The 26,697-nt window shown below is 60.2% G+C and carries 31 protein-coding genes; 25 read left to right on the top strand and 6 right to left on the bottom strand.

Features of this window, described 5'->3' with window-relative positions; translation table 11 throughout:
• The first annotated feature begins 26 nt into the window (after nucleotides 1-26).
• From M2341_RS05010 to M2341_RS05000, 3 genes are read left to right on the top strand one after another with little or no spacing between them, the layout of a single operon-like run.
• Nucleotides 27-578: a hypothetical protein gene (locus tag M2341_RS05010; protein ID WP_264584449.1), complete on the top strand. Its 552-nt coding sequence runs from the start codon at nucleotides 27-29 to the stop codon at nucleotides 576-578.
• Nucleotides 578-1,231, top strand: coding sequence for a hypothetical protein (locus tag M2341_RS05005; RefSeq protein WP_264584448.1), 654 nt, complete (start codon nucleotides 578-580; stop codon nucleotides 1,229-1,231). The genes M2341_RS05010 and M2341_RS05005 overlap by 1 nt, the downstream gene beginning before the upstream one ends.
• Nucleotides 1,228-1,704, top strand: a complete 477-nt coding sequence (locus M2341_RS05000) for a DUF6950 family protein (protein ID WP_264584447.1) — start codon at nucleotides 1,228-1,230, stop codon at nucleotides 1,702-1,704. The genes M2341_RS05005 and M2341_RS05000 overlap by 4 nt, the downstream gene beginning before the upstream one ends.
• On the opposite strand, the gene M2341_RS04995 is transcribed toward M2341_RS05000, so the two are convergent.
• Complete coding sequence (locus tag M2341_RS04995; RefSeq protein ID WP_264584446.1) at nucleotides 1,687-2,277, bottom strand: hypothetical protein; 591 nt, start codon at nucleotides 2,275-2,277, stop codon at nucleotides 1,687-1,689. The two genes, M2341_RS05000 and M2341_RS04995, sit on opposite strands and share 18 nt — an antisense overlap.
• A 128-nt stretch (nucleotides 2,278-2,405) precedes the next feature.
• Between M2341_RS04995 and M2341_RS04990 the strand changes: the two genes are divergently transcribed.
• The 5 genes from M2341_RS04990 to M2341_RS04970 are packed head-to-tail and all read left to right on the top strand — an operon-like array spanning nucleotide 2,406 to nucleotide 9,201.
• A complete protein-coding gene (locus M2341_RS04990) occupies nucleotides 2,406-4,412 on the top strand; it encodes a phage tail protein (RefSeq protein WP_264584445.1) in 2,007 nt (668 codons plus the stop codon).
• Entirely contained in the window at nucleotides 4,412-6,301 is a 1,890-nt protein-coding gene (locus M2341_RS04985) for a hypothetical protein (RefSeq protein WP_264584444.1), read from the top strand. The genes M2341_RS04990 and M2341_RS04985 overlap by 1 nt, the downstream gene beginning before the upstream one ends.
• Nucleotides 6,302-6,350: 49 nt before the next feature.
• Nucleotides 6,351-8,597, top strand: a complete 2,247-nt coding sequence (locus M2341_RS04980; protein WP_264584443.1) for a tail fiber domain-containing protein — start codon at nucleotides 6,351-6,353, stop codon at nucleotides 8,595-8,597.
• Nucleotides 8,598-8,650: 53 nt separating this feature from the next.
• Nucleotides 8,651-8,830, top strand: coding sequence for a hypothetical protein (locus M2341_RS04975; RefSeq protein WP_264584442.1), 180 nt, complete (start codon nucleotides 8,651-8,653; stop codon nucleotides 8,828-8,830).
• A 29-nt stretch (nucleotides 8,831-8,859) separates the two neighbouring features.
• Nucleotides 8,860-9,201 (top strand): hypothetical protein, encoded by a 342-nt coding sequence (locus M2341_RS04970; RefSeq protein WP_264584441.1) that lies wholly within the window; start codon nucleotides 8,860-8,862, stop codon nucleotides 9,199-9,201.
• A 1,126-nt stretch (nucleotides 9,202-10,327) separates the two neighbouring features.
• On the opposite strand, the gene M2341_RS04965 is transcribed toward M2341_RS04970, so the two are convergent.
• Nucleotides 10,328-10,564 (bottom strand): hypothetical protein, encoded by a 237-nt coding sequence (locus tag M2341_RS04965; protein ID WP_264584440.1) that lies wholly within the window; start codon nucleotides 10,562-10,564, stop codon nucleotides 10,328-10,330.
• 128 nt (nucleotides 10,565-10,692) lie between these two features.
• Between M2341_RS04965 and M2341_RS04960 the strand changes: the two genes are divergently transcribed.
• The 6 genes from M2341_RS04960 (at nucleotide 10,693) to M2341_RS04940 (ending at nucleotide 14,667) form a co-directional block, all read left to right on the top strand.
• Nucleotides 10,693-11,292, top strand: coding sequence for a hypothetical protein (locus M2341_RS04960; protein ID WP_264584439.1), 600 nt, complete (start codon nucleotides 10,693-10,695; stop codon nucleotides 11,290-11,292).
• A 32-nt stretch (nucleotides 11,293-11,324) separates the two neighbouring features.
• Nucleotides 11,325-11,516: a DUF6771 family protein gene (locus tag M2341_RS16435; protein WP_319801039.1), complete on the top strand. Its 192-nt coding sequence runs from the start codon at nucleotides 11,325-11,327 to the stop codon at nucleotides 11,514-11,516.
• Nucleotides 11,517-11,670: 154 nt separating this feature from the next.
• Nucleotides 11,671-12,987 carry an SMODS domain-containing nucleotidyltransferase gene (locus M2341_RS04955; RefSeq protein WP_264584438.1) on the top strand — a complete coding sequence of 439 codons (1,317 nt, stop codon included), beginning with the start codon at nucleotides 11,671-11,673 and terminating at the stop codon, nucleotides 12,985-12,987.
• A complete protein-coding gene (locus tag M2341_RS04950; RefSeq protein WP_264584437.1) occupies nucleotides 12,980-13,564 on the top strand; it encodes an SLATT domain-containing protein in 585 nt (194 codons plus the stop codon). Before M2341_RS04955 ends, M2341_RS04950 begins: the two co-directional genes overlap by 8 nt.
• A 116-nt stretch (nucleotides 13,565-13,680) precedes the next feature.
• On the top strand, nucleotides 13,681-14,073 hold the full coding sequence (locus tag M2341_RS04945; protein WP_264584436.1) for a hypothetical protein: 393 nt from the start codon (nucleotides 13,681-13,683) through the stop codon (nucleotides 14,071-14,073).
• Nucleotides 14,074-14,187: 114 nt separating this feature from the next.
• Nucleotides 14,188-14,667, top strand: coding sequence for a hypothetical protein (locus tag M2341_RS04940; protein ID WP_264584435.1), 480 nt, complete (start codon nucleotides 14,188-14,190; stop codon nucleotides 14,665-14,667).
• Nucleotides 14,668-14,761: 94 nt separating this feature from the next.
• Here M2341_RS04940 and M2341_RS04935 read toward each other — a convergent pair whose 3' ends face one another.
• Together M2341_RS04935 and M2341_RS04930 are read right to left on the bottom strand one after the other, a co-directional pair.
• On the bottom strand, nucleotides 14,762-15,118 hold the full coding sequence (locus M2341_RS04935) for a hypothetical protein (RefSeq protein ID WP_264584434.1): 357 nt from the start codon (nucleotides 15,116-15,118) through the stop codon (nucleotides 14,762-14,764).
• 72 nt (nucleotides 15,119-15,190) lie between these two features.
• The gene (locus M2341_RS04930; RefSeq protein ID WP_264584433.1) at nucleotides 15,191-15,793 is read right to left on the bottom strand and encodes a glycosyltransferase; all 603 of its coding nucleotides are present in this window, start codon (nucleotides 15,791-15,793) and stop codon (nucleotides 15,191-15,193) included.
• 221 nt (nucleotides 15,794-16,014) lie between these two features.
• On the opposite strand from M2341_RS04930, the gene M2341_RS04925 reads away from it, so the two are divergent.
• The 8 genes from M2341_RS04925 (at nucleotide 16,015) to M2341_RS04890 (ending at nucleotide 21,900) form a co-directional block, all read left to right on the top strand.
• Complete coding sequence (locus tag M2341_RS04925; RefSeq protein ID WP_264584432.1) at nucleotides 16,015-16,665, top strand: nicotinate-nucleotide adenylyltransferase; 651 nt, start codon at nucleotides 16,015-16,017, stop codon at nucleotides 16,663-16,665.
• 20 nt (nucleotides 16,666-16,685) lie between these two features.
• Nucleotides 16,686-17,087: a ribosome silencing factor gene (gene rsfS / locus M2341_RS04920; protein ID WP_181561330.1), complete on the top strand. Its 402-nt coding sequence runs from the start codon at nucleotides 16,686-16,688 to the stop codon at nucleotides 17,085-17,087.
• A 28-nt stretch (nucleotides 17,088-17,115) separates the two neighbouring features.
• Entirely contained in the window at nucleotides 17,116-17,541 is a 426-nt protein-coding gene (locus tag M2341_RS04915) for a 23S rRNA (pseudouridine(1915)-N(3))-methyltransferase RlmH (RefSeq protein WP_264584431.1), read from the top strand.
• A 6-nt stretch (nucleotides 17,542-17,547) separates the two neighbouring features.
• The gene (locus M2341_RS04910) at nucleotides 17,548-18,825 is read left to right on the top strand and encodes a murein hydrolase activator EnvC family protein (protein ID WP_264584430.1); all 1,278 of its coding nucleotides are present in this window, start codon (nucleotides 17,548-17,550) and stop codon (nucleotides 18,823-18,825) included.
• A 108-nt stretch (nucleotides 18,826-18,933) separates the two neighbouring features.
• Nucleotides 18,934-20,283: a S41 family peptidase gene (locus tag M2341_RS04905; RefSeq protein ID WP_264584429.1), complete on the top strand. Its 1,350-nt coding sequence runs from the start codon at nucleotides 18,934-18,936 to the stop codon at nucleotides 20,281-20,283.
• A gap of 8 nt (nucleotides 20,284-20,291) precedes the next feature.
• Nucleotides 20,292-20,783, top strand: a complete 492-nt coding sequence (locus M2341_RS04900) for a disulfide bond formation protein B (RefSeq protein WP_264584428.1) — start codon at nucleotides 20,292-20,294, stop codon at nucleotides 20,781-20,783.
• Complete coding sequence (locus tag M2341_RS04895) at nucleotides 20,780-21,331, top strand: demethoxyubiquinone hydroxylase family protein (RefSeq protein ID WP_264584427.1); 552 nt, start codon at nucleotides 20,780-20,782, stop codon at nucleotides 21,329-21,331. The genes M2341_RS04900 and M2341_RS04895 overlap by 4 nt, the downstream gene beginning before the upstream one ends.
• A 14-nt stretch (nucleotides 21,332-21,345) precedes the next feature.
• Nucleotides 21,346-21,900, top strand: a complete 555-nt coding sequence (locus M2341_RS04890) for a hypothetical protein (RefSeq protein ID WP_264584426.1) — start codon at nucleotides 21,346-21,348, stop codon at nucleotides 21,898-21,900.
• 12 nt (nucleotides 21,901-21,912) lie between these two features.
• Here M2341_RS04890 and M2341_RS04885 read toward each other — a convergent pair whose 3' ends face one another.
• Together M2341_RS04885 and M2341_RS04880 are read right to left on the bottom strand one after the other, a co-directional pair.
• On the bottom strand, nucleotides 21,913-22,464 hold the full coding sequence (locus tag M2341_RS04885) for a DUF2141 domain-containing protein (RefSeq protein ID WP_264584425.1): 552 nt from the start codon (nucleotides 22,462-22,464) through the stop codon (nucleotides 21,913-21,915).
• Nucleotides 22,461-23,246 carry a sterol desaturase family protein gene (locus tag M2341_RS04880; protein ID WP_264569631.1) on the bottom strand — a complete coding sequence of 262 codons (786 nt, stop codon included), beginning with the start codon at nucleotides 23,244-23,246 and terminating at the stop codon, nucleotides 22,461-22,463. Before M2341_RS04880 ends, M2341_RS04885 begins: the two co-directional genes overlap by 4 nt.
• A 176-nt stretch (nucleotides 23,247-23,422) precedes the next feature.
• On the opposite strand from M2341_RS04880, the gene crtY reads away from it, so the two are divergent.
• Genes crtY through M2341_RS04865 form a run of 3 tightly spaced genes read left to right on the top strand, consistent with a single transcriptional unit; the run spans nucleotide 23,423 to nucleotide 26,648 of the window.
• Nucleotides 23,423-24,586 carry a lycopene beta-cyclase CrtY gene (crtY, locus tag M2341_RS04875; RefSeq protein ID WP_264584424.1) on the top strand — a complete coding sequence of 388 codons (1,164 nt, stop codon included), beginning with the start codon at nucleotides 23,423-23,425 and terminating at the stop codon, nucleotides 24,584-24,586.
• On the top strand, nucleotides 24,583-26,061 hold the full coding sequence (locus M2341_RS04870) for a phytoene desaturase (protein ID WP_264584423.1): 1,479 nt from the start codon (nucleotides 24,583-24,585) through the stop codon (nucleotides 26,059-26,061). Before crtY ends, M2341_RS04870 begins: the two co-directional genes overlap by 4 nt.
• Nucleotides 26,058-26,648 (top strand): TIGR00730 family Rossman fold protein, encoded by a 591-nt coding sequence (locus M2341_RS04865; RefSeq protein WP_264584422.1) that lies wholly within the window; start codon nucleotides 26,058-26,060, stop codon nucleotides 26,646-26,648. Before M2341_RS04870 ends, M2341_RS04865 begins: the two co-directional genes overlap by 4 nt.
• Nucleotides 26,649-26,697: the final 49 nt, after the last annotated feature.

The raw sequence follows: 26,697 nt of genomic DNA, 5'->3' as shown, positions 1-26,697 counted from the left end.
CGCCAACGAAACCATCAACAGAAGACTTGACGCTGCTCTTCAAACAGGGAGGCGCCCAATCGCCTTTCACTGGCGCAGTGTCGGTCATCAACAACTATGCACAGTGGCAGCTTCAAATTAGCTTTCCACCTGTTCGACGTGGATCGACGCAAGAGAAGCAAATGGCTGTCTGGCTGGCGAACCTTCGCGGGATTGAAGGCTCGTTCATCTACTACCCCGCAGATAGCGGGAAGGCCATCGGCGGCAAGTCACTTGCTATCAAAGGTTACGCTTACAGCACGTCGATTGAAGTGGGTGGATGGACCGGCACGCAGGCAACCGGGCTTGAGGGCGGCGACTTTTTCAGTATCGGCAACAACCTCTATCGGATCACGTCCGCGCCGATCAACTCGTCCTCTGGAACGGCAGTCATAACATTCGAGCCACCGCTGCGCGCGGACGCGAACGGCGGAACCACAGTCAATTTCCAGACACCACGTTGCGAGTTCCGAGCAGGCAGCGCGGAAGACGCGCAGGGGTTCAGCAAGGACGCTGAATTCACCTACTTGAAGCCCATCGCGGCTGTGCAGGTGCTGTAATGCGTGAGGGCGTTACCGACTGGCTCGACGCGCTATCAGCGAACGGCATTCGCACCGGGATTATGGGCTGGTTCGACTTCGCATCCGGGCCAGTCGCGGTCTGGACGGGATGGACAGCAATTCAGCCGGTCGGCTCTGGCGATGCCATGCTAGATGGCGTGCGCTTCGAGCCGCTGCAAGAAGGCATCCCGGTAGCAATCGGCGAAAACACCTATTCTTATACGGGTTCGGACGAGATGACGGTTACACTGGCCGTGCCCAGCGTGCCGACACATGCGATGATCGCAGCTTCCCTAGATCCCGACGAATATCGGGGCAGAACGGCGATCATCTGGCGCGCGCTTATGGTGACACTGCCGACGACAACACAGCCAGCAGAATGGGCGTTCAGGCGCGTTCGTGCAGGGGCAATGGACAAGGTCGTCATGTCCAACAACGGCCAGGAGCGACTGTTCACGCTGACGATTGAAGCTCACCAGTCGATGATTACCAAGGCCAGCGGGTCAAACTATCTGGATCAGCCCCGGCTCGATCCGACCGACACCAGTCAGGACTTTGCGGTCAGCATCGCGAACAGCCCGAACACGCCAACGCGCCCAACGGACCTTCCACAAAACAACCAGACCGCACGAACGGCGGATAGATTCTCATGAAGCTAGAGCGAAAAGCCACATGGGTTGAGAACCTTTCGATCTACCTCGCGAACGTAGCTGACCAACGTTTCGAGTGGGGCAAATCCGATTGTGCGCTGTTCGCTGCGGGCGCGGTTGAAGCGGTGACCGGGACCGATTTAGCAGCAAACTTTCGAGGCCAATACAGCTCATGGCGAGAAGCTGCGCGATGGTTGCGCGCGAACGACTTCCGGTCGTTTGAAGAGGCCGTTTCCAGCAAACTAGGCGATCCGGTTCATCCGGCACAAGCAGGGCGCGGCGACATCGTGATGCGGCGCAGTGGCAATGGTAATATTTTAGGCGTCTGCGTCGGCAAGCACTGCTGGTTCCTTGGCGACGAGACGATTGGCTACGACGCCGAGTATCAGCCAATCACTCAACCAACTTTAATTTCATATCCCACTTTGCAGTGCGACTTCGCTTGGACAATTGGCTCATTATATGCCGCTTCCTAATACGTCGAAGAACAAGAAGCACAGTCCAAATGCCAAAAGAACCATACCAAACCCCCACCCGCCAATTCGGGCATAAGCATCTTCGGTCGGCGCTCCGGTCACCTTCCCAATGATAAAAACCGTAAGCAGGTAGATAAGCGTCGCCAACAACGCACGAAGGAAGAGCGGCAAACAATAGGCCATAATCGCCATTATGTGGCCGATAATACTCAGCCAATTCTCTTTGTCGAAAAGCAAACCCGCCCCAATTTCGTGAGCAAATTCAACCAATTTTTGAATGTATTTTGTCCCATCCGCGTCAAAATCGCCCCAACCTGAAGCTACAGCAAAATAGCTGAAAGCAATAGTGGACACTGCTCCGTGCCACTCCAACTGCGTTACTGACACAGCTTCTTCAGACCCGCTTTTAAGGTTGCTTCTAACTGCAAAAATACCGGCGCATACTAAACAGATATAACCAATCAAAAAATCCTGAGTATCCGGTGCGGCAAAAATGTGACCGGGAAGGCTCGGCTCGACAAGCGACTGCCAAACACCAAACCAAATAGCGAGTATGTAAAAAACTATTGCCATTTCGCCCTGCCCCGTCGCCTCAACCTTTAGATGCTTAGCCGGGCCTCCGCACACACGGCAACAGAATAAATACCGGTAGCCACGCAAAGGAGGGCTACGCTATCGGTAAAGTTGTCAAAACAGTCCTAATGGTCGCGGCAGCTGTTGTGCTTGCGACCGTCGCACTTCCAGCACTCTCTTCTGTATTGTTCGGCGCGTTCGGCGGCACTGCAATCGGTGGCTCAATGGCCGCTGGTATGGCAGCAGCTTCAACAAGCGCTGCGGCACTAGCTGCTAAAGCAGTCGCGGGCATCATTATCGGCGTAGCGATTAGCGGCGCCAGCATGTTGCTAATGGGCAAGCCCAAGGTCGCTAATCAATCGACCATTTCGCGTCTCAACCTCACTGTTGATCCCACTGCACCGCGCAAGATCGTCTTCGGTCGTACTGCTGCGGGCGGTGATGTTCGCTTCCACGAGATGACGAACAAGAGCGGGGAATATATCGAGACTAGCAAGGACAAGGGCGACTATCAACACCGTGTCGTTGCATTGGCCTCGCACAAGATTCATGCGGTCAAGGAAATCTACCTAGACACTGAACTGTCCTACAACGGCTCTGCCGTTGTCGGCAAATACCAGCCTAAGTCCGGCCTACTCATTACGCCGATCCTTGAAGGCAATAGCGGCAACGCCAGCAAGTTAGGCAGTGGCCTCTACTGGAAAGAAACAGCAAAGTTCACCGGCTGCGCATACCTCAAGGTAAGCCAGAAGCTCGACGTTGATGTCTATCCCGATGGTCTGCCCTCGCGCTGGACGACCGTTGTCGAAGGCTGTCCGGTCTATGACCCACGCCGAGACTCCACCAACGGCGGTGCTGGCCCACAGAGACCGCACGATCAGAACACATGGCAATACTATGACGGCTTCAACGAGCTAGGCCGCAATCCAGCGCTATCGCTGCTCACCTACATCATAGGATGGCGGATCAACGGCAAGTTGGTCTGGGGCATGGGCATTCCAGCCAGCAGAATCGACCTTGGCAATTTTATCCACTATGCGAACCTTTGCGATGAAGCAGTTTCGACCAAGTCCGGCTTTGTAAAGCGTTACCAAGCAGACTGCATTCTATCGACCGGCGACACCCATGAAGGAAACATGGGCATCATCACGGCTGCGATGGGTTCAGCGAAGCTCATCGACATGGGTGGGCTGTATCAGCTTGTCGGCGGCTATGACGATCTAGACGGACCAGCGCTAACGCTGACCGCCGACGATCTAGTCGGGGCTTACACCTACAACCCTAGCGCTGCCTCACTCAAAGATAGCTACAACTTTGCGCGCGGCGTTTTCACCAATCCTGAGAAGCAGTTCCTCCTAGAGGACTGGGGACGGATCGAGGTCAATCCGCTCGCAGACGGCATTCCTCGACCGCTCGTCGTTGACCTAGCAGCGGTCACACGCGCCGAAACCTGCCAGCGCATTGCCAAGCAGCTTCTCGTCCGAAACAACTACACAGGGACGTTCTCTGGCATTTTTGGACCCCGTGCATTTGCGGCGCAGGTCGGAACTCTCATTCGGCTCGTCCTGCCAATCGAAGGCTGGAACCAGCCCGGCAAACTGTTCCGCGTGGTTAGCCAGGCCGAGAGCGTGGACCTCATATTCAACATGACGTTGCAGGAGGAAAATCCGGCAATCTACGCATGGGATGACGATGAAGAGCTAGCGCTGCCAGCGGATATTCGTCCATCGGCATATAATCCCAACGCTAGCATTCCGGTCAGCTCACTCGCAGCCAGCTCGCGCACAATCACCAACTCGAATGGCGGCATAGTCAGTCAGATCGACGTGACGTGGGAAGAGCCGGACGCAGCCGTTCAGAGCATCCAGATCAACGTTCGGGAAAAGGGCAGCGACAAGTGGAGAACGGCCACAGACCGGTTCAGCCATCGCGCCGAGAAATACACTATGGCCGCAATGGCCGGGGGCATCGAGCATGAGGTGCAAGCGCGCTTCCTCATGTTCAGCGGCGTCTACGGACCTTGGACGACGGTTTCAGTAACAGCAGCAGCGGACAGCAATGCATCGAACATCATAGGTTTTCTGGATAACGAGAGCGTGACCTTCGCGGCCAATAGCGGGGGTACCATCCTATAATGAGCGCATTAGACACATTTAGCGGCGGCTTTAGAATCTTCGATGGCAATGCGGAAGTTACCACAGGTTCAGGAGCAGCCTATTCCGTCGCAAACCAAATAGACTGCACCGTTGCAATCGACCCCCACACGGGTCGCTACACAGTTTCCGCAGTGGATCAGGACAGCGCAACAGCGGTGTTCAAGGCAGTCTACGCGGGGGTGTCGATCTATAAGGATTTCTCGATTGCAAAGTCCCGTGAAGCCGGAGGGGCAGGCACCGCAAAGCTGCTCACGCTAGCTACCACGCATAACACCTTCCCATATGATGAATATAACCAGCCTGCGCCCCAGACTGCGACGTTCACGGCGACCAAACAGCACACGAGCGCGGTGCTTACTTGGCGCATCCGCAAGATCGACACGTCGATCATCGCGGAAGGCACGGCTGCAAGTCTCGTGGCCAGCGGCTATGCCACCAGCAGCGCGAATGCCGACACCCTTGTCATTGACCACGACGATTTCCACGCCCTCTGCAACGACCACGGCATCAACGCCGTCATGGTGGAGGTGGAATGCATCGACGGCTCGCAGCGCCTCGCGGATCGTCTCACCGTATTTCGGCTCATCCAGCGCACAAAGGTCACTTGGGAAGGCGTTCTCGATCCAACCGGCGCGAAAGCAGAGACGGTAGCGAATGCCTATAAGGGCGTGAAGGATAGCGGTCTCGTCTTCCTCGACCTGCAACAGCAAGCCCTCGATAAAATCGAGAGCCTTGCAAAGGGAGCGCTCAACCAAATTAACTCAGACGCTGAAAGTATGGCTCGCTTCTCACTTGAACAGGGTCAGCGGCTTGAATTCGCGGTTCGTCTCGCCGACGCTGAAAGCCGGATCGTTGAGGAACGAACAGCGAGAGTAGGTGAAACAGCCGCCCTCGCCTTCTCCCGTGATGAGATACTAGCGCGTTTAGACAACGTGGCGGGCACTGGCACGACTATTGAAGCAGTGATGACCGAACTCAGAGCAGCAGACGTTTCCCAAACTGAAGCTAGGGTTCTCGCTATCGATACGCTAACCGCACGTTTCGACAACTATCGCGGAACGGGACAAAGCATTGAAGCTGCAACGATAGCCATTGCTGAATCAGTCGTTACAGAACGCGATGCTCGTGCAACTGCTATCACTGGCGTTCAGACAGAACTCGGTGACCAAATTACTGGCGTTCAGACGACGCTCAGCACCACTAACGACGTGTTAGACGGCGTAAAGAACCGCTGGACCGTAGCCTTGAATGCGGGTGGAACAGCTATTGCTGGACTGGTCTTCGCAAACGGCTCAGCGACAAAGGCGACTTTCGACGTTGTCGATACCAACTTCCGTGTAGTGGATAGCAGCGGCAACGGCTCAGTGCCATTCTCCGTGATCGGCGGCGTCACCTATATTCAAAACGCTTCGATCCTAAATGCGTCTATCACCAATGCCAAAATCGCGAATGCTGCGATTGACGAATGGAAGCTCGCAAACAACTCCACGTCTGTAACGGCGGGCAATTACACCGACGGCAATATCAGCCTAAGTCCGACGCAAAACGTCTATACGTCTGTGCAATCGTTCAGCATCTCGGCCAGTGGCGGACCGGTTCTAATTGGTGCGTCGTATAATGCTCTCTCTGGCACTGGATCAGTGCAGGTCATCAAATTCCAGATTCTTCGCAATGGCAATGTGATCTACGATAGTCGCGCGGATCAGGCGCAGAACGGCTATGGCACTCCGAAGAATGTAACCATGATCGACTACCCCGGCGGTGGTTCGCACAGCTACGTCTTGCAACTCACTCATCCAACATTGAGCTACGCAAGCGGTGCAGTAGTATCGAACCGATCATTGTGGGGTAACGAGTTCAAGCGCTAAAGCCGGCAGCAATAAATACCCGAGAACCAATTCGGGAGAACATAACATAATGGCTTGGTATAGCGCGGGCACAATCTCAGTTACAAACGGCCAGACGGCAGTTACCGGCACAGGCACTCAATTCCTCGCCAATAAGGTTTCAGCAGGTTGCGGTATCATCATCGGCGGGCAGACTTACGAGATTGTGAGCGTCGCGAGTGACACTGTCCTGGCGATTGCCCCGGCCTATCTCGGCACGACAAACGCAAGCGCTCCCTATCGCGTCTTTCCCACCGAACAGCGCGCGGGCGATATGCTCAGCGCCGTAACAGATTTGACCTCCGCAATTTCCGGGGTGAATTCAGCGTTCTCCAGTCAGCCGACGTCGATCACCTCCGCGAAGAAGATCGTCTTACCGGCCTCGACGACAACGATTGCTTCGATATCGCTGCCACACGGAACTGCACCCAGCAGCCCTAGCAACGGAGATATTTGGACAACAACCGATGGGCTTTTCATTCGTGCCAATGGCACAACCCAACAACCGCTAACCAGCGCTGGCGGCTCGATATCCGGCAACTTGACACTTTCTGGCTCGCTCTCAGCGGATAGCGCAAGCCTTTCGGGGACGCTGTCCGGCAACATTGGCAGCTTCAGCGGCAACCTTAACACGTCAGGCAACTTTGCCGCAGGCAGCGTCATAACCACAGGAACCGGCGTCGCGACTGGTGACACAGCCATCGAGATAGGTGGCAATCGCACAGGCTACGGTTCCGCCACGCTAGATTTTCACGCCCGGAACGGTTCCGACTATGACGGTCGCATTCAACGTGGGGCGGGCGCAAATGGCGCATTTAGCATCAGCCAGCTAGGCTCTGGCTCGTTGAATATTGCTCAGGACGGCAGCGGCGAGATCGGCATTTGGACGAGCGGCGCGCAGAGAATGTCGTTCTTGTCGAGCGGTATGATCCGAACGAACGGCAACACCATATTCTCAGGCTCATCCGCTTCGTCCGTCGTTCTAGCAGCGGGCACGGACCTTGCGACAGGCGGTGCGACGATCATCGCACGGGGGTCGACAGCCGCTTCTAACGCAGGTGGTATTGAGTTTTATAGTGGCACTGGCTCGACCTCTAGCCAGAACGTTACCATCAAAGCTAACGGCTTCGTCGGCATTGGCTCAAGCAATCCTACTGCCAAGCTGGATATTACTGGTCTCGCTTCCGGTGCGGAAGTGGAGGCGCGCGTCGTCAATAGCAGCACCTCAAACAACTCCGCAGCGCGAATTACCTTATCGACCTCGACATCAAACGCATATTGCATTTGGGCTGTGAACAATGGCGTGGCAAATCCCTACCGCGCAATCTCTAATGGCAGCGCGGTAACGGTAGCTTATGACGATTCAAATCATCATAGCTGGCGCACGACTGCTGGTGCGGAAAAGATGTATCTCACCAGTGGCAGCACACTTTATGTCAATGGAGGCATCAACTCCGTCAACGGCATGATTAGTGCAAACAATGCCATGATCCAAGGCGCGGGCGGACATATGTATGTGCGACCAACAAATTCTGGCAGCTACCTCTACCTAGGCTCAAGCAACAACAATCAAGCCGTCATTGATGCAAATGGCTTCGTTGGGTTTGGTGCACTAGCCCCGGATAGAAAGCTGACGGTGGAATATGCCGACATCTGGCTAAAACTGAAGAGAACCGGTGCGCGCTCGTGGCTCATGGGTATGGGCGGCGGCGACGAGTTCATGATCTATGACGAAACCATCGGACAGGTCAGGCTCTATATCGACCTCGCGGGCAACGTGCGTCCCGGTAACGACAATACTGGCGCAAGCGGTCATCCATCCTATCGTTGGACAACCGTATATGCTGTCAGCGGCGCGGTCAGCACCTCGGATGAAACCTACAAGGTATTCGACAATGACGGCTTCACTACTGCCGAGCTAGCAGCGGCTAAGGAAATTGCAGCCACCATCCGCAAATATCAGTGGAAGGACAGCATTGAGGAAAAGGGCGAGGAAGGAGCGCGCTACCACGTAGGCGTCGGCGCTCAGACCGTTTGGAATATTATGGCTGCGCATGGCTTAATCGATGAACTCGAAGAAGGCGTGGCTCCAGACAGCCGGTATGGGTTCCTCTGCTGGGACGAATGGGATGCAGAGGAAACTCGATCAGGGGACGACGTTGTTCACAGCACAGCAGCAGGCTCGCGCTTTAGCGTTCGCTACGACGAACTAAATCAGTTCCTCATCGCTGCACAGGAACAACGTCTAGCAATGTTGGAGGACGCTTTGGCGGCCTAACCGGACGACGCGACCACTAAATAAATCGAGTTATGATTTTTGGGGGTCGGGTCGTGAAGAAGGCAACAAAGGCGTTTATCGATAAGGTAGCCACAGGTGTAAAAGACAACAAATGGGTAGTCGCAGCGATCTTTGCAGGGCTGGCGAGTATCGGCGCTATAGCAGCCGACAAGGCTGGTCCGCTCGCGGACGCAGCCTACGCGGTCATCACCATTCTAAGCATCGTGTTTTAATGGCTCCCCCGACGCAAGACACTAGAGAATTGCTGATCCGCTTGGACGAGAAGGTTTCAACGATCCTGAAGAATCAGGAGCAGCACCAAGGCGAGATCAAGGATCTATCCTATCGGGTCCGCACGCTGGAAGACTGGCGCACAGAGATGCAAGGCGGGGCAAAGGGCATCGGCGCAGCGGGAAAGCTGCTGCTGACGGTCGCAGGGGCGCTAGCGGGCATCCTAGGCTATATCGGTATGCAGTTCGCCATTGTATCAAAAGAGGCGCCTGCCAAGTCTAATGCCGCCGTCGAACATGCTGTTCCGAAGGCTCGGCCCGGCAACTTTCGCACGACACGATCCACGTTTGATAACTACCTCACACGCTCTTAAGGCATTCGCATTTTAATGGATTTCCTATTCCGAAATGTAATACATAGGCTTGGCTAATCTGTGGGGGTAGCACGTGAATCTTTTAGTCATTCGCCTGGCATTACTGATCGGAACATTGTTTGCTCTGAACTCACCTGCGCAATCACAAAGTTCCTACGATAAAATTGCTGGGCCGACGCAATCTCTTCCAGTTTTTGTACTCTTGGAATCTCCATCGGCCAAAATAAAATGGGTGTTCCTATTTGACTCACGTGAATGCCCAAACGATCAGAAAGTATTTCGCTTCCTTTCATCGCCGCAGAGAGATCTTAAGGAGGTTGCGGGCAGCTACTATTGCGGCAACATCAGAATGGCCTATTTTGGATCCACCAGCCATACGGAGTTATGGAGACAGTTTGTAGACAATGTGATTCTAGACCAGGGAAGGCCAGCTAACGTAAATCTACCCACCCTCGCCCACACCTGCAAAAGCGAATGTCTGGGCGATGTTAATTTAACTTACCGATCTAGACTTGCGACAAAATCAATTTCCTTCAGCAACTCAACGAAGCCAACTGAAGCAGACATTGCAAATATATACTCTCGATATAGCACTTTATTTGATTCCATGAACCATCAGGGAAATATGGCGGGTTTAACCGACATAACTTATCCTTTTCTCGGAAAGGTTATGAGTGTAAATCGTGACATAACAAATCTTTCATGCAGAACCTTAAAGAGTGCCGCAGTAAGTTGCTCTTACGATATAGCAGTTGGCGTTTCTACGCATGGTCTTTTAAGTGTATTCGGCGCCTTTATTCCTGACTATTCAAATAAAGTCTCCGTCTCGAACGTCTTTTATAGAGCTGGTGGACGCTGGGAGTCAGATGCAATCAAGGAGTGGACGCGGCGAACGGCAGCTGATTTGCGATCAGCAGGCAGTAACGCTTCGACAAGGAGCTCTCAGCCGAGCTATCAACCTAGGTCAATTGGATGCGATGCGGGATACCACTTTTTATGCCCGGGCGGAGTTCCCTAAATTTCTCCATATTGAGCGTGAAATCGTGATGACGTTTGTCCCACCAAAGTTTTAAGGGTTGGATGCGGGGGTGGCGCAACTTTCACGATGGATCAGGCTGACGGCAAATCAGCGCTTTCGATCTTGCGCCTTAATAATGGCCGCTCCGATTGGGTAACCCTCCCGCACGAGTTGCTGAACAGCCGAAGGGCGGACCCCAGCCTCACGCGCGAGCTGGGCAACATTGGGAGCGTCCTCGCGATGGCGGTGGGCATTAATGGGCGTATTTGCTGCCCGCTCTTCTGACCAGCCATTTGCCACTCGGTTGCGGATGGTTTCTTCGGGCACCTGCGGATATTCGGACATATAGCCTCCTGTTTGATCCGCGGATGCCTAAAGCTGCATAAGTTAAAAGTGGGTCAATCCCTGTGAGCGCCGATAGCCCTATCCAACGCTGCCAGCGCTGCGTCGATTGCTCTCACCAAGCGCGAGGCGTGATCGTTACCGGCAAGCGCCGCTTTGTCAGCTTGGAGCAGTTCGCGCGCTTCCTCTGGGGGAATGTTGGCGGGGGTCGCGGATACGTAAGCCGGTGCATCGCCAATTACGATCATGACCTCGCCTTTATGGACGAACTTGGAATTTACTGTTTCGGCCAAGGCAATGAGGACGCAGCGTTTCATCACTATCACCAATTGCTCTATAGCTGGCCCAAAGAAACCCGTGGCAACCTGACAAAGGTCGAAAAATGGGAGGGGGAAGCAGAGGAGCTTCGCGATAAGATCGGCCCTGCTAGGCCCCGACTGGTGCAGCCGACGGAAGAGGGTGAGATAGCTTGGCTGCTTGAACGGGCAGCAAATGGCCGCGAGCGCATTCGTTTAATGCTCGTTGACATGCAGGAGGCTTGGGTCGCGATGAGCGACCGGCAACGGCGCATGTTTCGTGCGACGGTCACAACGCCCACGACTGCCCTAGAAATGCCCAGAGAAGGCATTGCCTACTTCGGCTACACTGACTTGCCGTCATATTGGCAGCGCGCTCAGAGGGCAGCACTGAGCGCCAAACTGCACGAATTGAACGTCCGCTTAGGGCCTTGACCCGACTCGTTTGATGTTCCTATTCTGTTCTCATGGAACAGCCCTCGACCAGTGATCTTGCGCACGCGCTCCTCTCGGCTCCGGGATGGGCGCGTGTTGGTTTAACCGCCCCTCGCGACACGCTGCGCCTAGCAGCGGCGAAGGAACTCGCGCTGCACGTCCAGACCCTTATAGACGGTGAGGACAGCTTGCCCGATCCTCGCCAGACGAGCTTGCCGTTCTAATACGTCGCAATGAAGCGCTGCTGACAGAGGACACCTGTTCATTGGACCGCTGAGCCGCTTTTCACAAGTTTGCGAATTCCTCGTCCCGGCCCGTTGAAACGTTCCCGATTTGATCTAAATCTACTCTGGGGAAGCACAGCCGGGGGTAGAGAGCTTGAGTATCTCGGACACATTCAAGCAGTTTCTCAGCAAGCTAAAGGTCGATAACGCCCAAGCGATCTCTGATCGGTATGGGGAGATCACATGCGCGCTCAACAAGAAGTTCCGAGACACTGAGTCCAACACCGCGAACACACTTCAAGTCGGCTCCTATGGGCGACATACTGCGATAAAGGGCATCTCCGACCTCGATATGCTCTACATCATGCCAAAAGGTGAGTGGGACAACTACAAGGATGGGGGGCAGTCCAAGCTGCTGTCCGATGCCGCCGCTGCCATCCGCGCGCGCTACCCGAAGACGACCGTCAGGGTGGATCGACTTGTTGTCCAGGCTGTCTATTCAAATTTCACCGTGGAGGCGCAGCCGGTTTTCGAGCAAGACGACGGCAGCTTCAAATATCCCGACACCTACAATGGCGGCTCTTGGAAGATCACAAAGCCCCGTGAAGAGATACAGGCGATGTCGGAGTTCGTGGCGGAGAAGAACAACAATCTTCGGCGGCTCTGCAAGATGGCGCGCGCGTGGAAAAACAAGCACGGCGTAGGAATCGGCGGGCTCCTGATCGACACATTGGCGCACAATTTTCTGAAATCGACCAGCGAGTATGACGACAAGAGCTACCTCTACTACGACTACATGAGCCGCGACTTCTTTGCCTATCTCAAGGACTTGCCCAAGCAGGACTATTTCGCTGCGTTGGGGAGCGGCCAGCGCGTGAAAGTGAAAAAGAATTTTCAGCGCAAGGCCAAGAAGGCGCACGAGCTCTGCCTCAAGGCCATCGAGGCCGAGGGCAAGGACAATCAGAACGACAAGTGGCGCGCCGTGTACGGGCGGCTGTTCCCCGCTGCCGAGAAGTTGGAGAAGGCGGCGCTGACCGACCGCGCGGGTCATGCCGTCAGTATGACGGAGGAGTTCCCCGAGGATGTATTCGCCGCCATCGACATTCGGAACAACATCCGCATCGACTGCCAAGTCGAGCAGGACGGCTTTCGGCCTGCTTCACTTAGAGAGATGCTGAAGGATCGTACCTTACTTAAGCCGCGCAAGAAGCTCACTTTCACAGTCGAGACGGACATTCCCGGCTCCTACGGGTTGTTCTGGAAAGTGCTCAATCGGGGGCAGGAGGCGATCAACCGCGATTGCATCCGAGGCCAGATTGTGGCTGACGAGGGCCACAAGAAGAACGTTGAGCGTACAAATTTCAAAGGCGACCACGTGGTTGAGTGCTATGCCCTCGTTGACGGCGTGGTCGTGGCAACCGATCGCATCCATGTGCCAATCAGCGCAAACCAAGAGGACAAGGATGAATAGGGCAGGTCTTCTCCGCAGTATCGCTGAGACGGGCTATAACGTCGGGTTCGGCGCGAAGAAAAATTTTGCCACTTACGACATTGTGCAGAAGGTCCCAGGAGGTCTCGGGCTCGTCTCCCTTTTAGTGGGCGTGTATGCGCTTATCTGGGAGCCGTTGAATGCTAAGTGGATAGCTGCGACAATGGTCGCGTTCGGCGTCGTCACGATCATCATCACGCACTATGACCATAACAAGGTTGCGCACTGTCAAGAAGGTGAGCGGCTCACCGCGCTTTTCTGTCGGCTGCGCGACCTCTACCGCGATGTGCAAGCGAGGGCGGAGGGCGACGATCTTTCCGCCTACCGTGGGCGTCTAGACGCACTTCAGGCAGAGGTGTTCAGCTCCAGCCAGTCCAAGCAAATCCTTTTCAGCGACTGGTATGCCCACTACAAGTTTTTCTGGCAGGACCAGATCGAGTGGATCGACGAGCAGAAGCAATTCACGTTTTGGCGCGACAAGGTGCCACTTTCCCTGTCATTGACCCTTGCGGTGGTGGTAATTGGCCTCATCCTGACGGGCATTCTACGGGTGCTATAGCTCCTTCGCAACTCGGCGATGGCTCAATGGCATATAATGAGGGGCGACACCTCCAAAGCGGACTTTCCGGACACGACAACATTGCGGACGTTCGGCTAAATTGACAGGTTGCCGACATGACGACCCTCTTTATCGAAGCTGACGAACTTCTCATGATGTTTTCGTCCATCGAGATGGCTGAAGAGCATCTTGAAGCGATCGATGTTCGCAACGGCGCGCGAGCTTTTGGTCAAGCGGGTGAACTCTTCGCAATCGAGACGCAGGGCGAAAGGGTAATAATTCGCGCTATCGAACAGCCTGCCGAGCCCGACAGGCTGTATGAACTTCTTCGGCGCTCATTGCAGCAGGTTGGCGAGGTGGTTCCACTGGACGCCGATCTTCCTACGTTGGTTGCTGCTACCCAAGCATTTTGGACAAAACGTCAGCGCTTAGTAAGCGCCAAATTGAGGTTGGGCTGCGTAGCCGTGGTCATCCTATTGGCAGTATCAGCCGCGCTTATCTGGGCATAAGGTCCGCTTCCCCCGACATTTTCGACGTTCCGCTTCGAGACACTGCACCCCGTAAGCCGCCTGTCGGGATACGACGAGTTTGCGGACATTAGCGAAGCCTGTCAGGTTGCTCGAATGAGCTACCGTCTGCGATCCAACCGGCATAGCGCGACGCTGTTAGCCTTTCTAGTTCTAGCAGCCGCTGCGTTCCCGATTGCACCGGCATCTGCCTGCTCGATAGTCCTCCCCCGAGACTACGAAGGCAGTGCGCGTCAGCGGCGTGATGTCAAACTGGCGATCCAGAAGGCGAGTGCCATCATTGATGGTGAAGTGATTCGGCCTTGGACGAGGGAAGCGCCGGCGCTTGTCCGGGTGCATCGCCTCCTGAAGGGCACTGCTGGCGACACAATCCAAGTAGGCGGAGAGGCGGCCGGAGGAGATTGCTCTATCGCTCTCGAACGCACCGGGGAAAGAAGCCGGATGATCCTCAATGGTGGACCGGCAATTTACAATCTCTTTTACGATCAGTCCCAAGCTCGCCTTGAAGATCATTTCCTCAAATCGGACCGCCGGAAGGTCTGGCCATATTACGCGGGCCAAGCAGACGGAGGTTGATGTGCCGGCAATAGCGCCCCGATCCGCTTGCGGAAAGCGGGCAGTCCGCCAGCCCCGCCGTTGTGGTCATTCTTCTCGCTAAATCAAATGCCCTTTAGCCGACATTCAATGACGTTTCGCGTTGTCCGCGTTTGGCAATTTGCCACCAGACAATCGGCAAGGCTGCGAGCATAGTGAACGCCGCGATCCAAAGAGCCATTTCTGGAAATGGGAGATAGCCGAGGTCAGCGAGCGGGAATGCGGCTGACGGTAAGACGATTAGCAGGGCAAACCGCAGAAAGCCTCGAAACACGGTAATAATGCCGAGTTGCTCAAGAATGCCTAGGCCAGAAAATAGAACCGCCGCAGCGATATAGCCGACCACTTCGTTGCCGATAGCCCACGCGCTTCCGCACACCATCGCAGCGAACAAAATGAAGGTCATGGATAGGGCAAAGCGATTTGTGAGCATGGCCCACTCATAAATCAGTTCCGCTTATCGTGCTACACCAGTCGAAAGCCGACTGTCCGCTTCCCCCGACATTTAAGCCATAGCCGCTGCAAGCCGACTGCTCCCAAAGCGGACATTCGCAGTTTTCTGCGACTTCTTCGGTGTTACAACCGAAACCACTTGCTCGGCATCGTGCAGCACCACCGTGAGCACGCGGCGCCCCTGCTCGACTTCCCAGCGCTGCAGGGCCACCCAGAGCTGGTTCAGGCAATCCGCCTTGGTGGTGGGACCGGGCCGATCATTGACCACTAAGGTCACGCGCCCGCCGCCCCGCTCGGTGATCAGCGTGCAGACCGCCCACAACGTCGCCGGATCATTGGGATAGGCGCCGACGAAAATCTGCACATCCTCGCCGGCCCATTTGTCGAGGCAGCCGGTAAGCATGGGACGGATCACGTCCGACTCGTCCCAGGCGGGAATAAACACCGCGATCGGCCCGGCAGAGCCAGCCGGCGGCAAATCGCGTGATGTCATCCGCGCCACCCGGCTGTAGACGGTCAGCGACCGCCAGCCGCGCCGCGCCAGATAGATGAGGTCGATGGCCAGATCGTCCAGCCCACCGATGATAAGCCCCAAAGCTGCAAACAAGAGAAGCTCGCTGCACAGCAGCTCGCTCAAAGCGAGTGTCCCACTCATCTTCCCCCCCGAGTCGACACCGCGTTCCCCCTGCGCTGCCGAGCGAATTATTGAGCATAATGAGGGACCTGGAGCAATGATGCTTTTCGCGGCGTTAACGTTTCCGAGGTGCATCCTGACCATTGCCGGTTTGACCTGATCGCACCCGGCCTCTAGCGACAGGCCATGAGCTGTTGCGCGCCCGCACCCGACCAGCCGCAGATTTGCGGGAGCCAGGCCGCGTGACGCGGGGCAAGCGCGTGCCGGTCGGCTTGCTCGGCGGATCGTTCAACCCCGCCCATGGCGGCCATCGCGCCATCTCCTTGTTCGCGCACGCCGCACTAGGGCTGGATGAGGTCTGGTGGCTGGTCTCGCCGGGCAATCCGCTCAAGCCACGGGCCGGCATGGCACCGCTGAACGCGCGCGTCGCCAGCGGCGAGGCGGCCGCCCGCCGCGCGCCCATCCGCGTCACCGCCATCGAGCGGGAGATGCATACCCGCTACACGCTCGACACGCTGCGCCGGCTGACGCGCCGCTACCCGCATCGCCGGTTCATCTGGCTGATGGGCGAGGACAATCTGGCGCAGTTCCACCAGTGGAAAGGATGGCGCGATATTGCGCGAACAACGGCCATTGCTGTTATCGCCCGACCCGGCTATAGTCGGGCGGCTGTAGGCTCACCGGCCATGGCCTGGTTGCGGCGTTTCGTCCGACCCGCCAGTCAGAGCAAAAGCTGGACGACATGGAGACTGCCGGCGCTCGTGCTTTTGCGCTTTCGCCCCGATCCCAGATCAGCCACGCTGCTTCGGCAGAAGGCGCCTCTTTGGCACCGTAGCTTTGCTGATGTTGCGCCGATCGACGGCGTGACCGGTCGCCGCATCCCACAGGAGTGACATTGCCCGACCCGTTACCCATGCCCGCCCGTCCTGCCCCCGCTGGAGGACTGTCCCAACCCGGCATCGATGCATCCTCGGATCGCCTCCTGGCGATCGTGCTGGAATCGCTGGACGATGATCAGGCGCAGGAAGTCGTGAGCATTCCGCTTGCCGGCAAGAGCAGCATTGCCGATCACATCGTGATCGCGTCGGGTCGTTCGTCCCGGCAGGTGGCCGCCATTGCCCAGAAGTTGGCCGAGCGGATCAAGCAGACGATGGGCCGCAATGTCCGCATCGAAGGCCTGCCCGTCGCCGACTGGGTCCTGATCGACGCGGGCGATGTCGTCGTGCATGTCTTCCGCCCGGAGGTCCGCAGCTTCTACAATCTCGAGCGCATGTGGGGCTTCTCGGACGCACCGCTGGCCGCCGGCGAGGCCTGATCTCCATCAAGCGTACCCCGGGGGCCGAATGCTGCTGCACATCGTCGCACGGGGACGCATCGGCCGCTCGCCAGAGGCCGATCTGGTCGAGCGCTATCTCAAGCGTGTGACGCTGCCCACCAAGGTTACCGAACTTCCGGATCGCGGCGGCAAGGCGCCCCCGCCGCTGCCAGCGCAATCGGTCATGGTGATGCTCGATGAAACCGGCAAGCAGCTGACGTCGATGGCCTTTGCCGAACAGATCGGCCGCTGGCGGGACGACGGCGTGCGCGAGTGCCGCTTCATGATCGGCGCGGCGGACGGGTTCGAGAGCGCCGATCGGGCCAGCGCCGATCTGCTGATCGCGTTCGGGGCGATGACCTGGCCGCACATGATGGCGCGGGCAATGCTGGCCGAACAGCTCTGGCGCGCCACCAGCATCCTCGCCAACCACCCCTATCACCGGGAGGGATGAGGCGTGGTGGCGGCGACCTGGACCCGACTGCCCCGGCCACTGGCCTCGCGACCATCCCTGCCTGTCATGCTGGCCACCGCTGCCCTGCTCGTCACCGCCATCGCGGCACCGCTGGCTCTCTCTGCCCAGCGCAATCCGGCGCCACAGGCCGCGCAGGCGGAGATCGCCCGGCAGCAGGCCGCGCTGGCTCGCGCCCGCGCGCAGGGCGAGGAAGCCCGCAAGCGTGGCGAAGCCCTGGAAGCCCGCGCCCGCGCCTCCTCCGCCGCAGCTGACAAGACCCGCAACGAAATCGCGGCGCTCGCCGCCCGCATCCAGCAGAGCGAGGCAGATCTACGCGCGGGCGAGGCACGCATGGCGATCATTATCACGCGCCAGCGCGAGCAGCGGCGCCAGCTTGCCACCCGCCAGCAACCGATCGTCCGACTGACCGCCGCCCTGCAGCAACTGGCCCGGCGCTCGCCTGTGCTCGCACTGGTCGCCCCTGGCACGATTAGCGAGGCGGTGCATCGCCGCATCGCGCTCGCGCAGATATTGCCGACCATCACCGCCTCCACGCAGGATCTGCGGGGTGCCATTGCGCGCAGTGCCGATCTGCAGCGCAGCGCGGAGGCGGCGGCGCAATCCCTCGTCCGTACCCGCGCCGGGCTGAAAACGCAGCAGGCCGCGCTCAGCACGCTTGAGCAGCGCCAGCGCGGCGCCTCCCGGCAATTGCGCGCGGAGGCCAGCCTGCAGACCGAGCGCGCTCTCGCCATGGGCGAGCAGGCCCGCGATATCAGCGATCTGATGGACCGGATCGGCGATGCGGCGCAGGTGCAGGAGGCGTTGCTGCGCCTGCCCGGCCCGATGCCCCGGCCGGCCCGTCCGCAAAACAGCGCCGCTCCGGCACCCGAGCGGCCGAGCGTCGCCGCAGGCCAGACCCCGGCGCCGCCCTATCGCCTGCCTGCCATCGGCGACATCGTCACCGGCTTCGGGGAATTGAGTGCAGGCGGCGTGCGCGCGCGGGGCATCACCATGGCAACCGCAGCCGGGGCCGCGGTTATCGCGCCAGCGGCAGGGCGAGTCGCCTTTGCCGGGCCGTTTCGCGGCTATGGCAAGATCGTCATTCTGGAGCATCGCGGCGGCTGGACGAGCCTGCTGGCCGGGCTCGACCGGCTGAGCGTGGCGCCGGGAGACTCGTTGCGTCAGGGCGACCCGGTCGGCGCGACCGGCAGCGACCCAGCCCAACTCATCATCGAGCTGCGCCAGCAGGACCGCGCTGTCGATATTGCTTCCCTTGTCCGCTAGCCCCGTTCAGCAGCGCGTAACGCAATCTACGCTACGCTGGCGTGCGACCTAGGCAGAACCGTTGTTCCTGCTATAGGTCAGGACAGCATTTTTGTCGAAAGCGTCTCCATGGCCAATGCCCGCCGCACCCTGTTTCTCCGTTCCGCCGCGATCCTGGGCGCCATCGCGCTCATTCCCGCGTCGACCTCTGCCGTCACGGAGACCGAGGGCGAGACTTACAAACAGCTCGATCTGTTCATGGACGTGTTCCAGCGGGTGCGCGCCAATTATGTCGAGCAGGTCGATGATGCGACGCTGATCAAGGGCGCCATCGAGGGGATGCTCTCCAGTCTCGATCCGCACAGCGCCTATCTGGACGTTCGCTCTTTCGAGAATCTGCGCACCCAGACCGAGGGCAGCTATGGCGGCCTCGGCCTCTCCGTCACGATGGACGAAGGCGTGGTGAAGGTGATCGCGCCGACCGACGACACCCCGGCCGCGCGCGCGGGCATCAAGGCCGGCGACTATATCACGCATATCGACGGCAAGCTGATTTATGGCGGCACGCTCGATGAAGCGGTCGAGAAGATGCGCGGTGCGCCGAATACCAAGGTGAAGCTCACCATCGCCCGCGAAGGCCGCACCGAGCCGTTCGACGTGGAACTGACGCGCGCGATCATCGATATCAAGCCGGTCAAATGGCAGGTGAAGGGCGATGTCGGCGTCATCAAGATCGTCAGCTTCTCCGCCGACACCGGGGCCGACGTGCAGAGCGCCATTCGCGGCATCGACAAGTCGCTTGGCCACAAGCCGATCGGCTATGTGCTGGACCTGCGCTCCAACCCCGGCGGGCTGCTGGATGAAGCCGTGCGCGTCTCCGACGCCTTCCTCGAGCGCGGCGAGATCGTCTCGCAGCGCGGCCGCCAGCGCGGCGACACCCGGCCTTATTATGCCCGGCCCGGCGATGATGCGCAGGGCCTGCCTGTCGTCGTGCTGATCGACGCGGGTTCAGCGTCCGCCTCCGAGATTGTGGCCGGCGCCCTGCAGGACCAGAAGCGCGCACTCATCATGGGCGAGCGCAGCTTCGGCAAGGGCAGCGTGCAGACGCTGCTGCCGCTCTCGCAGGATACCGCGCTGCGGCTCACCACGGCGCGCTATTACACGCCATCGGGCCGCTCGGTGCAGGAAGGCGGCATCGAGCCGGATATTCTGGTGCCGCAGCTCTCCGACCCCGATTATGCCAAGCGGCCGAAATATCGCGAAAGCGACCTGCGCCGTCACCTCATCAACGAGGCCAAGCTGGATCGCTCGGAGCTGGAGGCGGACAGCAACCCCGATCCCCGCTTCACCGCGACGGCGGAGGATCTCAAGAAGCAGGGCGTTGAGGACTTCCAGCTCCATTACGCGCTGCAGACTCTCGGCCGCCTGAACGGGGCGCCGCAAATGGCGGCAGCCCCGGCGACGAAGGCACGGCGGTAAACAGACCGATGTCGCGTGACGCCTCCTTGTCGCTCGCCCGGTTCGTGGCGGTGATGCTGCCGACCCTGTTGCTGGGCGGCGCGCTGCTCTCGCAGCATGTCGGCGGGCTGTTCCCATGCGAAATGTGCATGTGGCAGCGCTGGCCGCATCTGGGCGCGATCATCGCCGCGCTCGCCGCGATTGCCCTGCGCCGCACCGCGCCGATGAGCGCGATGTTCACCATGCTCGCGGCGCTGGCCATCGCGACCAGCGGCGCCATCGGCGCATTTCACGCCGGCGTCGAATATGGCTGGTGGCAGGGCCTGACCAGTTGCACGGCGACCATGGACACGTCTTCCGGCCAGTCGATGCTGGATTCGATCATGTCGGCCACGCTGGTGCGCTGCGATGTCGTGCCCTGGTCGATGTTCGGCATTTCGCTCGCTGGCTATAATGCGATCCTCTCGCTCGGCGGCGCACTGCTGATCCTCATTCTGGTTCTCAAATGGAGCCGGTCATGACCGACAGCACACGCGTCTCGCCCCGTCCCGGCCAGCGTCGTGCGGACCGCGCCTCGATGTTGCGGGTCGATCAGGCCGGCGAATATGGCGCGGTGCGGATTTATGCCGGCCAGCTCGCCGTGCTGGGCGACCGTCACCCGATCAGCCGCGAGATTGCCGGCATGGCGGCTCAGGAAGAGCGCCACCGCGCGCATTTCGATGCGATGATGGTGGAGCGTGGCGTGCGCCCCACGCTGATGCAGCCCTTCTGGCATGTTGCCGGCTTCGCGCTCGGCGCTGCAACCGCGCTCATCGGCCCGCGCGCGGCGATGGCCTGCACCGCCGCCATCGAAACCGAGATCGACGATCATTACGGGCAACAGCTCAAGGAGATCGGCGAGGACGACCCGGCGCTGACCGAAGCGATCACGGACTTCCAGGCCGAAGAAGTCGAGCATCGCGATGCCGCGATTGCCCATGGCGCAGAATCCGCGCCTGCCTATCCCTTGCTTTTCGGGGCGATCCGGCTTGGCTGCCGCGCTGCCATTGCCCTCTCGAAGCGGATTTAAGAAGGAACCTGTCGATGCGTGCCCTCGTCCTTGCACTCCCCCTCAGCCTCGCTCTTGCGGTCCCTGCCTTCGCGCAGGCCGCCCCGGCCGCTCCCGCTGCCGCCGCCGGGCCGGAGGATGTCGCGAAGGTGAAGCAGGTGTTCGTCTATGGCGAAGACCCGTGCCCGGCGAGCGAGGGCGACGAGATCGTCGTCTGTGCGCGGATGCCCGACAATGATCGCTACCGCATCCCCAAGGAACTGCGCACCGATCCCAACAGCCCGGCCGTGCAAAGCTGGGCCAATCGCGCCCGCTCGATCGAATATGTCGGCGCGTCTGGGACCGACAGTTGCTCGCCCACCGGCTCGGCTGGCTTCACCGGCTGCTTCACACAGATCGCGCGTGCGGCGCGCGAGGAGCGCCAGAAAATGCTCGGTTCCGGCACCTGGGCCGATGCCGTCGCCAAGGCGCGCGAGGAGCGGCTCGGCAATCTCGATGCGGAATCCGCACAGATCGAAGCACAGGCCAAGGCCGATGAGGAGGCCGCGCGGCTCAAGGCGCAGCAGCAGGGCCCGACCGTTACGCCCTGATCGCGCGAGGCGTTACAGGAAATATTGCAGCTTCACCGCCGTCCGCTTCGCCGCGCCGGGGGTGACGGTGAGGACGACGGACTCAAAGCCCGGCGCGCCGAAGCGCAGCCGGGGGTTGCGCGAAAAGCCGACCCCCTCGCGCGGGATGCCCAGCATCGTGTCCAGCCGGCTGTTGCTGTTCTCATCGTGGAAGACGAGCAGCGCATAGTCGCCGGGCGGCACGCGTGCGAACAGAAGTTCGGCATGGTCGCCCGCCGCAACGCTGGCCGTGAGGGCGAGCGGGTCTTTCTCGCATTTGGGGAAATGGGAGCGGTCCTTGGTCAGGCAGGCGCGCAACATGCCGCGAGTGGAGCGCAAGCCCTCGAACCGCACGTCGATCTGGCCCGTGGCCGGTGCAAGGCCCGCCGCTGCCGGAACGACCGCATCGGCGGTGCGCACGGTGGCCGCGCCATCTTCACCCAGCGCCAGGGTTGGCGCGCCGAGCGAGAGCAGCAGGCCTGTCAGCATCAGCGGCCGTGCGACACGACGCGCCAGACCATGGTCGGCACCGTCAAAGAACATCATGCAGCATTATCCCTTGCCGGCGCGGGGTCATCATTGTGCGGCATGGCGGCGGAGCCTCCCGCCGGTGTCGGCGCGAACCGGGGAGACAGGCCGCGATCCGTGCCGCACAGCCGGTCCCACACGCGGAAATAGAGGCCGTAATTGCAGCGATACTGCTCATGATGCTTCTCATGGTGGGAAGCGGTGATCAGCCAGCGCCCGGCGGGGCCGTTCACCAGCCAGCGCGGGAACATCTCCCAGCCCATATGATTGGTGACGCCCATGACAGTCATCACCGTTAGCACCACCCCCAGTGCCGCAACATGAATGGGAATGACGAAGACGAGGAACGGAATGACGACCGCGCCGGTCACCGCCTCCCACGGATGGAAGCTCATCGCCGCCCAGGCCGTGGGCGGCCGGCTGGCGTGATGCACCGCATGGGCGACGCGAAACCAGGCCGGGCGGTGGAGCAGCCGGTGCGTCCAGTAGAACCACGTATCGTGCGCGGCGAGATAGAGCAGCACGGAGATCGGCAGATACCAGAGCGGGTAGGCATCGACATCGGTGTAGATCAGCGTCCAGCCGTGGCTCTGCCAGCCCCAGGCGACGATCCCCGCGGGCAGGCCAAAGATCAGCGCCGAAAGGAGCGACCAGCGGATTTCCGCGCCGATCTGCCGGCGCAGCCCGGCATAATGGCCGGGGCGTGTCATCCGGGTCGCCAGCGCGAACCCGCCACTGGAAAGCAGGTAACGCACCGCGATGATGCCGGACATCGCCAGAATGGACGCAAGGATCAGCATCGCGGGCTGCATGGCGATGCTATAGGGAGCCCCGCCTGAGAGGGAAACGATAATCGGTAAAGCGTTCGCGCCGGTCGCTCGCCAAGCGCAGAGATAAGTTCCCCCGCCCCTTCGGGCATCGTTCCCACATCACTGGCCGATAGCCAAGCGCCTCCCCCTCGGCTAGGGCTGCGCGGATGACAGGCGCACGACCTATCGATCTGGCCATTGTCGGCGGCGGCCTTGCCGGCAGCCTGATCGCGCTGGCCCTGCGCGCGCGGCGACCTGAGCTGCGCGTCGTGGTGATCGAGGAAGCCGCGCGGGCTGGCGGCAATCAGCTCTGGTCCTGCTTTGCCGAGGATGTTGCGTCCGCCGATCGCTGGCTGATCGAGCCGCTGATCGTGCATGGCTGGGGCGGCTATGACGTGCGCTTCCCGGGTCAGGTGAGGCGCCTGCCGAGCAGCTATGCGACGCTGACCAGCGAGCGGCTGGGGATGCGCCTGCACCGCGCCATGCCGGAGGGTGACCTGCTGTTCGACCGGGCGGCAACCGCACTCACGCCGAACAGCGTCACCTTGGCCGATGGACGCGTGATCGAGGCGCGCGGCGTCATCGATGCGCGCGGGCCGGGCGATATGAGCGCGCTGGAGCTAGGCTATCAGAAATTCGTCGGGGCGAGTTGGCTGTGCCATACCCCCCACGGCCTTGCCGAACCGATCATCATGGACGCGACCGTCGATCAGCAGGACGGCTATCGCTTCGTCTACACCCTGCCCCTCTCCCCCACCGAGCTGTTCATCGAAGACACTTATTATGCCGATGGTCCGGCACTGGATGAGCCCCTGCTCGCGGCGAGAATTGCGGCTTATGCCCAGGCGCAGGGTTGGGAGGGCGCGGCGCGCGGCCATAGCGAGACCGGCGTGCTGCCTGTGTGCATGGGCGGCGATTTCGCGCGGCTGTGGGAGGCCGAGTCCCCCGGCGTCGCCAAGGCCGGACTGCGCGGCGGCTTTTTCCACGCGCTCACCGGCTATTCGCTGCCGGATGCGGTGCGCAACGCGCTCGCCATCGCGGCGATGGACGATCTTTCCGGCCCGGCCCTGCATGAGGCGATGCGTGCGCGCGGCGCGGCGCACTGGCGCGGGCAGGCTTATTACCGGATGCTCTCACGGCTGCTCTTCCGCGCCGCCGAGCCGCAGGAGCGCTGGCGGGTGCTGGCGCGCTTCTACCGGCTTGACCCATCCCTCATCGCCCGCTTTTATGCCGGGCAGAGCACCCTTTTCGACAAGCTGCGCGTTCTGACCGGGAAGCCTCCTGTTCCCGTCAGCCGAGCCATTTCAGCCCTTGGAGCGACACGCGGATGAAGACAGCCATCGTCATCGGCGCCGGTTTTGCGGGCCTTGCCCTCGGCCTGCGCCTGCAATCGGCGGGCATCGCCACCACCATTGTGGAAGGGCGCGAACTGCCCGGGGGCCGCGCCTATATGTGGCAGAAGGAGGGCTTCACCTTCGATGCCGGGCCGACTGTCATCACTGACCCGGATTGCCTTGCCCAGCTGTGGCGCCTGACCGGCCACGACATGGCGCAGGACGTGACGCTGCTGCCGGTCAGCCCCTTCTACCGCCTGCACTGGCAGGACGGCACGACCTTCGATTATGGCAACGACGATGCCGCGCTTAACCGCGAGATCGCCAAGCTCGATCCCGCCGACATCGCCGGCTACCAGCGCTTCCTCGCCTATAGCGCCGAGGTCTATCGCGAGGGCTATGAGAAGCTGGGGCATGTCGCCTTCCTCGACTTCAAGTCGATGCTCAAGGCCGCGCCGGACCTCGCCCAGCATCAGGCGTGGCGCTCCGTCTATTCCATGGTCTCCAGCTTCGTGAAGAACGAGAAGCTCCGCCAGGCGCTGAGCTTCCACACGCTGCTGGTCGGCGGCAACCCGATGACGACCAGCGCCATCTACGCGCTGATCCACAAGCTGGAGAAGCAGGGCGGCGTGTGGTTCGCCAAGGGCGGCACCCATGCGCTGGTGCGCGGGATGGTCACGCATTTCGAGCGGCTGGGCGGCACGCTGATCCTCGGCGATCCGGTCGCCAAGATCGAGACTGTGGGCGACCGCGCGACCGGCGTGGTCACCCGCTCGGGCCTGCATATCGAGGCCGATGCGGTGGCGAGCAATGCGGACATCATGCACAGCTATGCCGACCTGCTGGCCGACCATCCGCGCGGCCAGCGGCAGGGCGCCAAGCTGTTCCGCAAGCGCTGGAGCCCGAGCCTGTTCGTCGTCCACTTCGGCATCGAGGGGACCTGGCCGGGTATCCCGCACCACATGATCCTGTTCGGCCCGCGCTATAAGGAGCTGCTGACCGACATCTTCGACCATGGCGTACTCTCGCAGGATTTCTCGCTCTACCTGCATCACCCGACCGTCACCGACCCCGATCTGGCGCCGCCGGGCCACTCGACCTTCTATGCGCTGGCGCCGGTGCCCCATCAGGGCAAGTTGCCGGTGGACTGGAACGAGGTGGGGCCGATCCTTACCGGGCGCATTCTCGACGAGATTGAGCGCCGGCTGATCCCGGACATCCGCTCGCGCATCAAGGTGCAGTTCTCCTATGCGCCGAGCGACTTCACCCATGATCTCAACGCGCATCTGGGCAGCGCCTTCAGCCTGGAACCGCTGCTCACCCAGAGTGCATGGTTCCGCACCCACAATCGCGATAATGTGATCAACAATCTCTACTTCGTCGGCGCCGGCACGCATCCGGGCGCCGGCATTCCCGGCGTCGTCGGCTCGGCCCGCGCGACGGCGGCCCTGATGCTCGAGGATCTTGCATGACATCGTTCAACCGGCTGGCCGTCTATTGCGGCTCCGCCACCCCACCCGACCCGATCTACATGGAGACGGCCCGCGCGGTCGGCACCGGGCTGGCCCGGCGCGGCATCGGCGTCGTCTATGGCGGCGGCAAGGTCGGGCTGATGGGCGCCATTGCGGATTCCGCGCTGGCGGCCGGCGGCGAGGTGATCGGTGTGATCCCCGAGGCGCTGGTGAATGCCGAGGTCGCCCATCGCGCCCTCACCGAACTGCACGTCGTGCCGGACATGCACAGCCGCAAGGCGCTGTTCACCACGCTTTCCGATGGGTTCGTGACCCTGCCGGGCGGAGTCGGCACGATGGACGAGCTGTGGGAAGCGGTGAGCTGGGCGCAGCTCGGTTATCATGACAAGCCGGTCGGGCTGCTGAACACCGGCGGCTTCTACGATCAGCTGATCGGCTTCAATCGCCAGATGATCGAAACCGGCTTCATCCGCCCACCCCACGCCAACATCCTGATCGCCCGCGAGACGCTGGACGACCTGCTCGACGCGATGGCCGCCTACACGCCCCATGAAACGATCTTCGCCATGAAGGTCGACCGGCTTTGAGGGGAAACATGAGCCCCTCCCCTTCAGGGGAGGGGTTGGGGTGGGGAGC

Source organism: Sphingobium sp. B7D2B (genome assembly GCF_025961895.1).
GTDB lineage: Bacteria > Pseudomonadota > Alphaproteobacteria > Sphingomonadales > Sphingomonadaceae > Sphingobium.
Note: the sequence above shows the minus strand (reverse complement) of the source record. Positions and strands in the feature narration are given on the sequence as shown.